10 protein-coding genes are annotated in these 14,448 nt (G+C 32.3%); all 10 read right to left on the reverse strand.

All coding sequences use genetic code 11. From position 1 onward, the window contains the following. Nucleotides 1-3: 3 nt before the first annotated feature. Nucleotides 4-750, reverse strand: coding sequence for a M15 family metallopeptidase (locus ACIDC4_RS06070; RefSeq protein WP_412042193.1), 747 nt, complete (start codon nt 748-750; stop codon nt 4-6). Continuing rightward, nucleotides 751-1,584 (reverse strand): DUF4846 domain-containing protein, encoded by an 834-nt coding sequence (locus ACIDC4_RS06075; protein ID WP_412042194.1) that lies wholly within the window; start codon nt 1,582-1,584, stop codon nt 751-753. Between the two features lie 66 nt (nt 1,585-1,650). Beyond that, nucleotides 1,651-3,678, reverse strand: a complete 2,028-nt coding sequence (locus tag ACIDC4_RS06080; protein WP_412042195.1) for a hypothetical protein — start codon at nt 3,676-3,678, stop codon at nt 1,651-1,653. Between the two features lie 67 nt (nt 3,679-3,745). Next, the gene (gene fabG / locus ACIDC4_RS06085) at nt 3,746-4,492 is read right to left on the reverse strand and encodes a 3-oxoacyl-[acyl-carrier-protein] reductase (RefSeq protein WP_412042196.1); all 747 of its coding nucleotides are present in this window, start codon (nt 4,490-4,492) and stop codon (nt 3,746-3,748) included. Nucleotides 4,493-4,754: 262 nt separating this feature from the next. Further along, nucleotides 4,755-4,958: a hypothetical protein gene (locus tag ACIDC4_RS06090; RefSeq protein ID WP_412042197.1), complete on the reverse strand. Its 204-nt coding sequence runs from the start codon at nt 4,956-4,958 to the stop codon at nt 4,755-4,757. A gap of 588 nt (nt 4,959-5,546) precedes the next feature. Beyond that, nucleotides 5,547-6,890 carry a DUF4302 domain-containing protein gene (locus ACIDC4_RS06095; protein WP_412042198.1) on the reverse strand — a complete coding sequence of 448 codons (1,344 nt, stop codon included), beginning with the start codon at nt 6,888-6,890 and terminating at the stop codon, nt 5,547-5,549. Between the two features lie 30 nt (nt 6,891-6,920). Next, on the reverse strand, nt 6,921-7,778 hold the full coding sequence (locus ACIDC4_RS06100; RefSeq protein WP_412042199.1) for a zinc-binding metallopeptidase: 858 nt from the start codon (nt 7,776-7,778) through the stop codon (nt 6,921-6,923). Between the two features lie 20 nt (nt 7,779-7,798). After that, nucleotides 7,799-9,286, reverse strand: coding sequence for a RagB/SusD family nutrient uptake outer membrane protein (locus ACIDC4_RS06105; RefSeq protein WP_412042200.1), 1,488 nt, complete (start codon nt 9,284-9,286; stop codon nt 7,799-7,801). A gap of 15 nt (nt 9,287-9,301) precedes the next feature. After that, nucleotides 9,302-13,018, reverse strand: a complete 3,717-nt coding sequence (locus tag ACIDC4_RS06110; RefSeq protein ID WP_412042201.1) for a SusC/RagA family TonB-linked outer membrane protein — start codon at nt 13,016-13,018, stop codon at nt 9,302-9,304. Between the two features lie 240 nt (nt 13,019-13,258). Further along, on the reverse strand, nt 13,259-14,374 hold the full coding sequence (locus ACIDC4_RS06115) for a FecR family protein (RefSeq protein WP_412042202.1): 1,116 nt from the start codon (nt 14,372-14,374) through the stop codon (nt 13,259-13,261). Nucleotides 14,375-14,448 lie beyond the last annotated feature (74 nt).

The following is a 14,448-nucleotide window of genomic DNA, read 5'->3' on the forward strand; positions in this document are numbered from 1 at the left end:
AATTTATAAAAAAAGTTCAGGTCGATACTCAAAATGCATTGTGTCATAATGTTTCCAATTTCCTCCCCAAATAAAGCCGTATTTTTCAAAAATTGAAACTAGCTTCAGGGGAATTTGATTTCTATATGAAAGATTAGATTCTTCATTTTTACATTTACAATCCCATTGCCAATAATTGGAATTTTTGACATTAATATCTATAGTCATTCCGTAACTATGCATACTCAATCGGTTTGTTCCTGAAATTTTTCTCCAACTAAATGTACCTCCAATAGCATTAATATATTTTTTAAATTCTGGATTATTATCTAATTCTGCCGAGAGTTTTTTTACAATTTTATCAATTCCATTTACGGTTGTTACTTTTATTTTTTGATTGACTAATTTTGGGCACCAAATAATTTCAATCATTTTTGATTCAACTTCTGATTTTGAATTTCCGTAAATTTTCTTAAAAAAAGCTTCATTTCGAATTCTTCCTGCATCATCCTTTGGAATTAAATTCTTATTTGCTTTAGTATAAACAAACCTAAATTGATCCTCAATATCTGGATTTTCTAACAATTCTTGATTCGTTTTATTTTTAAAATCATCATAAATCAAATTTGATTTATCACTAAAAATAATTTTATTATCTTTAAAACCAACAACTTGATCCGGGTATGCTTTAATTAATTTTTGAATATTCAATGGAATTTCTTGAGAAAAAACATTTTGGAATATAAGGAATAAAAAAAGGAATCGTTTCATTTAAAAACGTTTTAATTGTGAAGAACTAAAAGTCCATTCGGGTGTTTTGAGAGAGGTTCCGAAATCGACAGCGTACCAAGGACTCAACGAACTATTATTTGGATTTTTCAATATTTGAATTTCCTGTGCTGGCATATAGCTTTGTGCTAAAAGCATAATTTTTTGGTTGTTTTTTGGATTCACAGCTACATCAACAACAATAACAGCGTGACCTGGAAAGCCTCCTTTTATAAAAACATCTCCAATTTTTATGTCTAAAGCATTAATTGATTTCAGTTCTTTTTCTAAAGAAGCAGTTCCTGCGTACATAAAAACCGTCTCTAAATATTTCCAATAGGTTTGATAACTGTCAGATGGTTTTGCAGTTTTAACCCAACTGGTTTTGTTGCCTTTAATTGCAATTCTGTAACCTTCGACCCATTTGCTAAAATCAACACGAAAACCATTTGTGAAATTAAAATGTATTTTATCGTACTGTTTTTGGCTATAAAAATAATCCGCTCGCAAACGCATCACGGCATCAGCACATTGATGCAAATCCTGTTTCCCAATGGGTAAATCCACAACTGCTTCATAAATGTTTCGATTTGATTTTATAGTTCCATCAAAATACAAAACATCTGAACCTAAAGGTTTTAATGGAATATTTCGCAAAAAAAATGCAAACGAAGTTTTAGATTCCTCTTCTCTCACAAATCCCTGAGGTAGTTGAAAACGTTGCTGAATCGTGTTTCCCAAAAGATTGCTTTTGTTAGTATTATTTGTCTTTGAAAATGAAAAAAAACAAAAAAACACTATCGAAATTGCTACAATAAACAAGAATTTAAGTTTCATAATTTGGACTTTTAATTCATAACCACAAGATTACAAAAAGCTAGAAGGAATTAGAATATATTTCGATTACAACAATCCATTGTATTTTCTAACAAACCATTCCGCTGTCAATACAATAGCAATCAAAATCAGCAACCAAACCCAATCAATTAATGGTGTTTTAGTAGAGACATTTTTCTCAATCGATTTGTATTCTTTATTTTCTAAAAGCTGCTGAATCAAATCATCGGCCTGATCTTCGAAGAAAGCTTTTCCGTTGGTTTGCAGGGCTAACTGCTTCAGTTTTGTAACATCAGGATTTACAAATTGCTTTTCGATATCAAAATCCAGAATTTCAAAATGACTTGAATATATAGTGTTTGAATTTAACTCCTTTACAGTGAAATTGTATTTTCCGGCAGCTAAACCGTCCAGATTTGCTGAGAAAGAATTGTTTCCCTTTAGTAAATCGTAGTTTTTTGCTTGCTTCGTTTCGGCATTTGTAACGGTAATGGTGAGTCTGGCTTTTTCGTCGAACTCATAATTTTTATTGAAGTATTGTGCATTAATTACAATTGCTTCTCCTGAATTATAAAAGCTTTCGTGCGTTACTACTAGTGATTTTCTTGAGGTTGTCGAAGCAAGATACTGAATGATTTTGTCTATAAAAACATCATATTTCTCAAACGACTGATTGTCGATATGACTTTGCAAACGCCATTTCCAGCTATTTTCTCCTAAAAGAAAAGCAGTTCTCTTGCCTTGGTTTTCGGCGAAAGCCAATAAAGGCGCATTTGTAGCAACGTTTCTTATTTTGGATGAAAGTAAAACAGATACATTTCCGTTTGTTGTAATAGTTCCGAATAAATTTTGCAGCGGAGGAAAATTTTCAAAACCAATATTTTCTATTGCAAAAAGATTAAACTGCGATTGAAACTCTGATAAATAATCTTCTCTTTGTCCGCTCATTTTAAACACCAGACTATTTTGTTGTTGGTTTAGAAAATTAAAATCGGTGTTGTTTCCGGTAATGATAAAGGTATTTGTTCCGGCTAATTTGTTATTATCAAAAATAGCTTTAAAAGCCGATGTTGGCTGATATAAAACTAAAACCGAAACTTCTTGTAACTGATTAATATCATTTGGTTTAACCAATATCACTTTACGTTGTGCATTAACTTCTATCGATCGTTTTAATGCCGCAATATCGGGGTGATTTATAGCCGAAACTATCGCAATAGCCGACTTTTGATCGATAACTTCAACAGCAAAATTCTTGGTATTGTTGTAACTGTTTTTTTCTTTTGAACCTGATGAAATACTTGCTTTAAAAATTTGCAATCCTACTTTATCAGCAGGTAAGAGCAAGTTTAAAGTCGCTGTTTTTTTTGATGCCGAAAAAGAAACTTTCTCTTTGGCTACAACAGTATTTCCCTGCGAAATTGTAAAATCGGCATTTGCATTTTTATCTCCTGAATATTGAAGAAAAACTTCTACAGGAAATTTATTTTTATGAAAAGCGTATTTGTTTACGTTAAGCTGATTGATTTTAAGATCAAGAAACGTAGTTGTATCTCCCACAACCAAAGGATAAACTTTATTAACAGGATCAAAACGATATACATAATCGTTTCCTGTAGTTTGATTTCCGTCGGTAATAATAACCGTTGGGAAGATCAGATTTTTATTAATGCTCTTAAGATTCTTTGCAACTTCATCAATATTGGTTTGCTTGCCTTTGAAATCAAATTTGTCGGAAGGTTTAAAATCAGCATCAAACTGATAGGACTGAATTTCGAACTTTTCTTTAAGGGCAGGATTCGAAATTATTTTTTGATAAAGTTCTTCGGCTTTTTTATCCGATTTTAAAACTGCAATCGAACTCGAATTATCTACAGCAATTGCTAAAGGGGTTTTAGTAATTTCCAGGGAATTCTTTGTCATTATAGGATTTATCAATAAAACCAATAACCCAAAAATGGCCAAAAAACGTAAAAAAGCCAAAAACACAACCACACGGGATTTGTTTTTGGCTTTAAAAAAATATTGAAAATACGACAAACCACCAGCTATTACTAAAGAAAGTAATAATAATAGAATCGTGTTTGTAGTCATATTTTATAGTTTTCAGTGACAGTTTTCAGTAATCAGTGCTACTGAAAACTTAAACTGAGATTTATTCTTAGGTTAACATTCCTCCGCAAACATTAAGTACTTGTCCGGTAACGTAAGCACTCATGTCAGAAGCAAGGAAAAGACAAGCATTTGCAACGTCTTCAGCAGTTCCGCCACGTTTTAACGGAATTCCTTCTCTCCATCCTTTTACTACATCTTCGCTTAATTTTGCTGTCATTTCGGTTTCAATAAACCCCGGAGCGATTGCATTGCAACGAATATTACGAGAACCTAACTCTAATGCTACAGATTTTGTAAAACCAATTGCACCTGCTTTAGAAGCTGCGTAATTTGTTTGTCCGGCATTTCCTGAAACTCCAACTACAGAACTAATATTGATTATAGAACCAGCACGTTGTTTTAGAAAAGTTTTCTGAATTGCTTTTGTCATATTAAATACTGACTTCAGGTTTACATCTATAACCTGATCAAAATCAGCTTCAGACATACGCATCAACAAATTATCTTTTGTAATTCCGGCGTTGTTTATTAAGATATCTACTGTTCCAAAATCAGCTAAAACAGCATCAACAAAAGTTTGCGCTTCATTAAAATCGGCTGCATTCGACTGGTATCCTTTTGCTTTAATTCCTAAACCATTTAGTTCAGCTTCTAAAGCCTGTGCAGACTCTACAGACGAACTGTATGTAAACGCAACATTTGCGCCATGTTTAGCAAAAACTTCTGCAATTCCTTTTCCAATTCCACGGCTAGCACCTGTAATAATGGCAACTTTTCCTTCTAGTAATTTCATATTCAAAATTAATTTTAATTTTTATTTGTAGCTAATCCTGCTCCCGAAGCCTCGGGACATTTCAATCTTTTGCTTTAAAGAAAAAACAAAAGGTTTTCCATTTCTATCAGGGCTATGAATGACTTGTCAAATATATGATAATTCCCTTTTTAAAAAAATAACAATAGTATATTTTATGAATATGGATCTTACTTTAAAAAATTAAAGAGATAAAAAAAACCGTTTCAGGAATTATGAAACGGTTTTAAAAGAAATAATTTTATTAAAAGCACTCTATGCCATCAATTGTTGGTTTGCATATTGGTTCAACTGGTTTTATTTGTGGCTCCATAATGCATGGCCCATAATAAGGAAGCGGTGTCCAGGGAATCATACAAATGACAGTGCCGGCCCCACCCATTACATTTTTTTGTTCATTAATACTAAGTACTTCAACTCCTTTAAAATTTAAAATTGTTTTTAACATAGTGTTTAAATTGTTTGATGTTTTTGTATACTCAATCCTTTTTTGCCTGTTGAGTTTCAGACAAAAAATCAAATACAACTACTTGATTTTCAAGATAAATATACGAAAAAACATCAATTAAAATTCATTTTTATAAGATTTTATCTTTATTAAATAAAAAAGCAACTCAAAAAAATGAGTTGCCGATTTTCTAAATAAAAAACTAAAATAAGACTTAATTTTTGCTAATAACAAAAAATAAAATCCCCAGTATTGCTACCGAAATTAATATGTTGTAAACTGAAAATTTAAAATTCTCTGTACCATCATTTTTATCTTCTTTTCTTTTTTTTATTAAATCACTAATAATGAAAGGAATTAATACTAAAATAGAGAGGTATAAAAAATACCTACTGTATTCAGGAAATGTTAATGATATAGTCCAAAGAATTATTATACAAAAAAGGGTAACAAAACTTGGTAGTGTAATATACTTTTTGATCATATTGTTAACTTTTTTAATTAGTACTAAATCGAATGATTATTTTATATTTAAAATGAATTTAAAAAACAGCTCAAAAAAATTGAGCTGCTTTCAAATATTAATTATTACAATTGATAAGATGTCATTCTAAAACTACTTGCAGCACTTGTAAAAGTATAAATAACGTTAGTGTAGGTAATTTTAAAATTTTCTTTTTTAATATACAACCCTTTTGGATTTGTTAATTCATTGTCTATATCTTTTAAGAAAGCGTATGCTGCAGGTGCTACTGTCCAACCTGCATCTTTTAAGATGATAGTTTTATTTGCAGCATCTTCAACAGTTGTCACTAAATGACTTATAGCAGCTTTACCTCCATTAAATTGATATTGGATAAAAGTCTGATTAGACGCGTTATTAAAAACTAATTGCACTCTGGCAATAGACTGAGCTGCAGGTAAAGTAGCATTTACTTTATTAATTAAGAATCTAAAATAATCTGAAGTAGTTGGAGCTCCATATAAATTAGCTGCGATATAACCCAAAACCATTTGAGGATTTCCTTTTCCATTTAATAAAATCTTATAATCGTCAGTTACTATTGGTGGTGCATTTGTATACTTAATAGTGGCTTTAACTCCATCTTTTCCTGTTGCCACAAAACTATTATCTGTACTATTATAAAGGAAATCTGTAAGTTTTTGACCTTTAACATCTAATGGAATCTTTGAATAGACACCTGTAGGATTAAATGAAAAAGCTAAATCATAACTCGTATTAACAGCAGGATCTATAGAATACCCGGTACCAAAACGAGCATCAGTATTATAATCGAAATCATAGCTTTTAGTTGTTGTTCCGTCATTGATGTCTAATAATCTAAACAACGGACTAAACATATCACCCGTAATGTTCTCGATAATTGGTGTGTTTTTTGGTAAATCTGTCCAGTCTTGCGGCGTAGCCTTTACAAAACGCAGAAAATGTCCGTTTCTATTGGTTCTAAAAATAATATCCCCATTTTTTTGCCCATAGTAATAAAACTGAAAGTCACCTAAATAACCTTTTGCAAGAAGTCCCGCAGTAGGATAATCAGCTGCATTAGACAAAAGGTGAATTCTGTTTTCTGTTGTAAAAACCAAACTTACAGTACTTCCTACCTGAATATCATACTGACTTGTATATGTTTTTGTATCACTATCAAAATCTGATGCCATATCAACTTTTCCTTCTGGAAGGAATTTAAATAAATGTGTCCATCCTCCTAATTGTGTACTATCTGTATAATAGACAGCTTTCCATCCTTCTGCTGAAGAAAGCAGCAAATCATTTAATTCTTTCTGACGGCCGCTTAATCTCTCAGTAGCATTTTGATCAAATTTTGCGTCTACCTCCGGGCTTGAACATGACCCCAATAGCAAGGCTGCAAAAGAAATCATTAAGCACTTATATATATATTTTGCTTTCATAATATTGATTTTTATAAAAATTTAATATCTCTAATTATTTATTACCGCATCTGTATTTTTCTGAGCTTCATCTCTTAAAGCATAGAAATCTACGTTATATGCGTCTTTATAATATTTAACAACAATTGCCTCTTTTGCTTTAATGTTAGCTTTGGCAGTTGCATCTGTAACACCTGCTAATATTGCATCATATTCTGCTTTTGAACTTGTTAAAATTGTAGCTGCAGTTTCTGCAAAATCTTCATAAATATTTAATCTCGCGTAACTTGTTATAAACCCTAATGATCTTGAAGTAGCAGTTGCCTCATTATACCAAGTTGAAGTATATCCTGATGGTGTAAGTTTTGACCAAGCCTGCTCATCAAAAGGTTTAGTCTGGTTTAAAATATGTACATATTCGTGCTGAATAGTATGAATAAACTGTGTTACACTAGCTCTGCTTTTTTTGTTCAGGTTGTCAATTTGAAAAAGAGAAACTCTCTGCCCTGCTTCTGCAAGTCCCAATGTAACGGTACCATTTGTATTTAAGTTTACACCTCCAACAAGTACAAATTCTCTTGGAGCAATTTTCTTAACAAAATTTGCACCTCCAATAGTACTATAACTATCGATCCAGATTTTCTTAACCACTTCCATTGCCGGCTGTACTTTTGATACTAAAGGTGGAAATAAATACTTGTTATTGTCAACCAAATTTTGGTTCCACTCATAATATACAGCAATATTATAAGGATCTAAGAAATTAGTACCAATCCATTTGTCTAAATCTGTTTTTACCGGTACTGAAAAATCTAATTGGCTTTCTTTTGGCTGATCCTCCTGAGCGCAAGATGCAAGGAGTAAAACTCCGGCAATTACAACTGTTTTATATGTTTTGAATATTTTCATAATACTTTCTAATTAAAAATTTATCTAGGATTTTTTTCAATACCGTTATCTGAAGCTCTAAGCGGAATTTGTAATGCTCTCCTTTTATCGTCTTTTGCCAAAATATTGCTTCTTGTTATTTTACCAAATTGAAGCGTATTATGGGTTACAACAAGATTAAAACGCTTAACATCAAACCATCTAAGGCCTTCACGAAGAAAATCTTTTCTTCTTGCTTCAGCGATTGCTTTGATATAAGAAGCCTGAAGAGGAGTTAATGTATAAAACGGAGTAAACTCATTATCAATTACAGGATATTTTGCCGCTACTACTGTTTCGTTCAATATATCTGTTGCAGGATTGTATCCGGTCGTTCTGGTACCTAAAAAGAATCCTAACTCTGTATTAACTTCTGCAAATCTGTTTTTCATTACTAATGCTTCGATACGGTTCAGATACAATTCGTCATTACTAAATAGTACTGAGGCTGTATAAGGTATCCCTGTAGCAGATGTTAAGTTTGTAAATTTAAAATACTCATAAAGCTTAGGTGTAAAAACATTTGTACCTCCAAAATATTGACCATTAGCTCTAATTAAATTGGCTTTACCCCACATATTTGTCTGTGTTCCTAATAACTCATCTGATTTATTTCCCGGAAGACTAAATCTGTAAGTCGCAACTCTGTTAGCAATTGAATTTGGATAATTGATCAATAAATTAGTTTCTTGTTCTGCTCTCGAATATTCAATAGGCATTGTAGCAAAAGCTACTGCATTAAAAGCAGTCCAGTTTCTAATTTTTGTTGGTTTAGAACCAATTCCCTCAGTAAATTCAAGTACTTTATCCCAATCTCCTTTTATTAAGTAAAAACGGGCTGCAAAAGCTTTAGATGCATCAATGTTAAAATGAAATTTAGGTTCTTTATATTCATTTGTAATATATTTCAACCCTTCATTAATATCCTGCTCAATAAAATCAAATACTTCTTTTACCGTATTACGCTTGTATTTTGCTAATAATTCCGTTTCTGGTTTTGTTACATAAGGAACACCCAAATCTGTACCTGATGTTGCAGGATTGTAACGGTTTCCCCATAATTGAACCAGCATAAAATGATTGTAGGCTCTTGCTATTAATGCTTCTCCTTTTTGTGGATTCAGACTAGCTGGGTTTCCTAACTTTTCAATAGCTTCTAAAGCTTGGTTTGCTGCAGCAATTGCTTCGTATGATGCTGTCCAGAATTGACTTTCACTATCAGTTCCAATCTGGCTGTGCATTTCCCAGTTAAAGCTTTCCTCATTAACGACACTGCTGACAGCCGTTGACTCAGTATCAAAAACATTATCTGACATTACCTCGCCAATTGCGAAATAAGATTTGTTTGGATAAGCTGTAACTAGTAATTCTGATATTTTTTCAGGCGTATCTATTTGTGTTCTGTTATCTGGTATTTCTGAAAGAAACTCATCGCAGCTGCTTAAGCCAATCAGTAATAATAATGACAGTGTTATTTTTATATTTTTCATAATCAATTTTTATTGTTAAAATGAAAGATTTATTGCAAATGTATATTGTGCCGTAATAGGGAAAGCTACCCCTCCAGTGTTACGGAATTCAGGATCCTGTCCGTTTAATCTCTTATCAGAGTAAATCAACCATGGGTTAACTGCTGATCCTTTTAAATTAAAAGTAGCTAATCCTAATTTTCTCTTGAAATCATTTGGAAATTCCCATGCAAGAGAAATGTTTTTTAATCTTACAAAATCACCGCTTGCAATTCTAACATCAGAAAAGTTATAAGTATTATATGCAATTTGTAAATCGCTCGCACCATAATTTCTATTCATTAATCTATCTGCAATAACCGGAACATTTGTATTGTTTTCGTCACCAGGATTGATCCATCTGTTTGCAAAATCTTTTGTAAAAACAGTTTGGTCAGTATAAGTATTACTATAAACCGGGTTTAATCTTACTTTATTTCCTCCAGATCCTACAATAAACACATATAAAGTCAGGTTTTTGTATGTAAGTGTATTAGCAAGACCAACTGATTTGTTAGGTTCTACAGATCCTTCATATTTCAAGTACTTTGTAACATCATTAGTATCTTGAAAATTAGCATCAACAATATTACTTGTAGCACCATCTTGTAATTTAAAAGTTGGTAATCCTTCATTGTTTAATCCTGTAAATTGGTAAGAGTACAATGAATTTCTAGGACGTCCCACTGTGTTACCACCATTTGTAGCAATTAAATCAAAAACAGATGGTTTGTTAGCTAACTTTGTAACTTTTTGATCATAGATAGAAAAGTTCAACGTAGTAGACCATTTAAAATCATGAGAAGCAATGTTTTGAGTAGTAATACCAATCTCAAGACCTTTAGTCTCCATATCTGCATTATTTCCTTGTTTAATTTCTTGTCCTCCTACTCCTGAAGTAATTACATAATCGATCAAGTCAAATGCTTTACGACGGTAAACATCTGTAGTAAGTTGTACTCTGTTTCTAAACATTCCTAAGTCTAAACCAATATTTGTTTCATATTGTTTTTCCCATGTCAAATCTTTGTTTTGCAAATCTTCGATACGTATTGCGTTTTCTCTGTCACCAGTATTAAAACGGTCTGTGATATAACTTTTGTAAATAGCCAATGAATTTGTAGCTGGTCCTGCTGTTGCTGTAAGACCATAAGAAGCTCTAAGCGCCAAAGTATTAACAGGCTCTACATCTTTCATAAAACTTTCTTCTTTGATATTCCATTTACCACTCACTGTGTAAGTAGGAAGCCATCTTGAAGAACCGCTATCACCTTGTCTGTTAGATCCATCATAACGACCTGTAAAAGAAGCCGTGTAACGACGATCGTAGGTATATCCTACCTTACCAAAGAAACCAACTGTACGCTCTCTTTCTGCTCCAAAATCATAGTAAGAGTTTCCTTCATTTATTAATTTTTCAATTAATTTAGGATCAGTAAAAGAACTAAGTCCTTTTGCATATTGAATACCTGCTGCAGTAAAGTTGTCATTATTTCTGTCTACAGATCTAAACTCTGTACCAAAAAATCCTTCAACTTCATGTTTTACATCAAATGTATTTCTGTAAGTAATACTATTTCTAATATTGTATGAAGTCATATCATTAGTGTATTTTCTTAAGAAACCACCATTTGGCAATACAGAAATTTTTGGAGCGGTTAAATCATTTGGATTTTGATATAAGAAAACGTTATCTTTTTGAATTTGAGTATTTAAATTTTCACCTACCCCTGCATTGTAAGCACCTACAACATTTGAATCTTCATAAATTTTGTGCTCTCTTGATGTATTAGCATAACGTGCAGAACCTGTAAAATTATAAGTTAAGTTCTTGTTGATTTTGTAATCTACATCACCCTGAAAACGAATATCCTGTACTTTAATTCCAAGTGTATTATTCTTCAATTCGTTCAGAATGTTCATTGGAGCCCAGTTATTTTGGTAATATTCTAAATTACCTTTTTCGTCATAAGGTCTAAGCGTTCTGCTTGTACTTAATACATAATTGAATGGGTTGATATCAAAATCTCTGGTAATTTTACCAAATACAACATCATTTTTACTTTCATAAGTACCAGGAGCTTCCTGATCACGAATAGATCCTAAAGTAGATAAAGTAACTGTTAATCTGTCATTGATAAAGAATGTACCTTTAATATTTGATGATAGTTGTTTTACATTATCAGCCAAAGTCCATCCCGGATCTGTATAATAACCTAAAGAAGCATAGAATGTATTGTTTTTTCCACCACCAGAAAAACTTAATGAGTGATTTTGAGTGATAGATGGTCTAAATAAAACTTTGAACCAGTCAGTATTTCCTAACTCGTATTTTTTCAAAAATTCATTAACATAAGGCTGCTCATTTTTAACACCGTATAAACCATTTGACTCTTGGTAAAGATTTACTTGTTTTGCCAAAATACCATAAACACCGCTAAATCTGGCTGTTAATGATGAGCTTTGATCTAAGTAACCTTTTGATCTCATTTCCTGAAAAACACTCATAGATTCCTGAGAATCTAAAATATCGTATTGAGTATAGCTTGGAACTGTTCTTACTGTATTTTCTACAGAATAATTGATTTTTAAAGGAGAATCTCTACGTCCTTGTTTAGTTGTAACAACTACAACCCCATTTAACGATCTTGAACCGTAAATAGAAGTAGCCGATGCATCTTTAAGAATTTCAATACTTTGAATATCATTAGCATTTAATCCTGCAACAGCAGAACTTAATAATGTAGCTGAATTTCCTGAAGCTAAATCTGCAAATGAAACGTTAATGATATCTTCCTGAACAATACCATCAATAACCCATAATGGTTTAGTATCTCCAAAAATAGAAGAAGATCCACGCACGGTAATTTTAGGAGTGGCACCAAAAGATCCTGTTACGTTTTGTACAGTAACCCCGGCAGCTTTACCCTCGATCATTCTGCTTACATCTACAACACCATCAACTTTTAATTCAGCACCTGAAATTTTACTGATCGCACCTGTAAAGGTTCTTTTAGAAGTTTTCTCGTAACCTGTTGTAACTACAACTTCTTTTAAGTTTTGTCCTTCTTCACTTAAAACAATTGTTGGATTAGTGTTTCCTATCCCAATTTCTTTGGACTCCATTCCAACATAAGAAATCACAAGTTTGTCATTATTTGATGGTACTTCGATAGTAAATCTACCATCAAAATCAGTAAGAACCGCAATTTTTGTTCCTTTTACCAACACTGTAGCTCCTGGAAGTGGACTACCACTTGCATCGGTAACTACACCCTTGATGATTGGACCTGCAGTCAATATCTCAAACAAAGAATTACCAGCATCTAATCCTGCAAAGGAATCTGTTGCTGCATTTTTTTGCAAAACAATTTGATTACTTACTTCCGTATAAGTTATATTAAAGGGTATTAAAATTCGGTTAAGAATGCTTGACAGCATTTCCTGATCGGCATCTATACTTACCTTTTGGGTAAGCTGAGGCAATCTTGAGTTATAAGAAAATTTTACGTGAGCAGATTTTTCCAGCTTAGTCAAGGCGTTATCTAATGTTAGATTCGCAACATTGATGGTAACCTTAGTATCTAGTTTTTTTTGCCCATTTACATTATTTGCCATGGCAACACTTGAAAATACAAGCGCCAACACAAACTGAAATAGTGTTATTTTCATGATTCGATGGAGTAATCGTTGTTTAACAACTGGTTTTTTCATAATTTTGGATTGTTTTGATTAATACTTATTCGAGTGTATTTTGAAACGTAATGAATAACTCTTTACAGAGAGAAATTCAACTAATTTAAGTGTCGATAATGTTACAGCATTTCGGCACTTTTTTTCTGCATAAATCATCTTTTACATAGGCATTTATTATTATTGGTTTTAGCTTGGTTTAGTTTTTTTTTGGATTTATTTAAATTTAATTCGACTATGTAATTACAGTTACAGAGAGAACTAATTACATCCCTGAGATGTTATAATGATCTGATTGCCATTCATTTCAAAACTAGTATTATTGCCTATGCTATTACAGACAATTTTTAGTTTTTCTGTTAAGGGCTGATCACTGAGTGAAGTCGTTAAATGACATTCTTTCAATTTATCTTTAGGATAATCTATATCTACCAGATAGGCTTGTTCTATTGTTTCAAAAATCTGGGCTACAGGAATATCAGTAAATTCAAAGCTCAATTGCTCGATATTACCAACACTACGAGTTAGTGTTTCATCCTGAGTGATATTCGTAATTTTATTGAAACTTAAATCGCTGCGTAAAAAACGAAGCGCCTGATTAGGAAGCAAGATCACTTCTTCCTGATTTGATTTAGAAACTAAATCATTCGATTTTACCCTAACTTTACCGGTGCGCACAAGAACTTCTACATCAGGCTGATCAGAATAAGCTTTTACTCTAAAACTGGTTCCGACTACCTTTGTAACAATTTCGTTTGCATAAACAAAAAAAGGCTTTTTAGGATTTTTACTAATTTCAAAGAAACCTTCGCCAGATAGATACACCTTTCTTTCGTTCCCGGTAAAGATTTTAGGATAACTTAATTTACTATTGGGTTGTAATAAAACCGAACTACCATCAGATAATGTGATGATTTGTGGTTTGTTTGAATTATTGGTTTGCTCCACCAATCCTTCGCTATTTTCGTCGATAAGTTCTTTGTAGGTAACTACTTTACTTTGCGGGCTCAATTGATTTTGATAAAACCAAATTGATATCAGTCCGATCACTACAGCAGCTGCAACAGAGCTAAAGATTTTTTTTCTAAGAAATTTTACTTTTGAGTCCTGGATTAAGTCGTTTTGAGTTTCTTTCTCTTCAATTTTAATCCATGTGGTTTGTAAAGCATTATGAAGATCAGATGCCGATAAGTTAGTTTCCGGCACTTTCATCGCCAATAATAACAATCTTGCATCTTCTACCAACTTAGCACGTTGGCGGCTTTCTAAAGTCCACTCTTCCCAACCATCTTCGTCAATTTTATTTAAAATCCATGACTGGAATGATTCGTCAGATAAAAAATCTTCAATTTCGGTATATTTATTACGTTTTTGCATCTAAAAATGAGGTTACAAAAACATAGAGGACAGTTCTTTTATTATATACTCACCAAATTGTGATTTTTTTTACA

Source organism: Flavobacterium sp. C3NV (genome assembly GCF_046825355.2).
In the GTDB taxonomy this organism is placed as follows: domain Bacteria; phylum Bacteroidota; class Bacteroidia; order Flavobacteriales; family Flavobacteriaceae; genus Flavobacterium.

Excerpts from the sequence above, each read along its gene's own strand:
- ACIDC4_RS06070 (WP_412042193.1), bottom strand. The coding sequence starts at position 750 with ATGAAACGATTCCTTTTTTTATTCCTTATATTCCAAAATGTTTTTTCT.
- ACIDC4_RS06075 (WP_412042194.1), bottom strand. The coding sequence starts at position 1,584 with ATGAAACTTAAATTCTTGTTTATTGTAGCAATTTCGATAGTGTTTTTT.
- ACIDC4_RS06080 (WP_412042195.1), bottom strand. The coding sequence starts at position 3,678 with ATGACTACAAACACGATTCTATTATTATTACTTTCTTTAGTAATAGCT.
- fabG (WP_412042196.1), bottom strand. The coding sequence starts at position 4,492 with ATGAAATTACTAGAAGGAAAAGTTGCCATTATTACAGGTGCTAGCCGT.
- ACIDC4_RS06090 (WP_412042197.1), bottom strand. The coding sequence starts at position 4,958 with ATGTTAAAAACAATTTTAAATTTTAAAGGAGTTGAAGTACTTAGTATT.
- ACIDC4_RS06095 (WP_412042198.1), bottom strand. The coding sequence starts at position 6,890 with ATGAAAGCAAAATATATATATAAGTGCTTAATGATTTCTTTTGCAGCC.
- ACIDC4_RS06100 (WP_412042199.1), bottom strand. The coding sequence starts at position 7,778 with ATGAAAATATTCAAAACATATAAAACAGTTGTAATTGCCGGAGTTTTA.
- ACIDC4_RS06105 (WP_412042200.1), bottom strand. The coding sequence starts at position 9,286 with ATGAAAAATATAAAAATAACACTGTCATTATTATTACTGATTGGCTTA.
- ACIDC4_RS06110 (WP_412042201.1), bottom strand. The coding sequence starts at position 13,018 with ATGAAAAAACCAGTTGTTAAACAACGATTACTCCATCGAATCATGAAA.
- ACIDC4_RS06115 (WP_412042202.1), bottom strand. The coding sequence starts at position 14,374 with ATGCAAAAACGTAATAAATATACCGAAATTGAAGATTTTTTATCTGAC.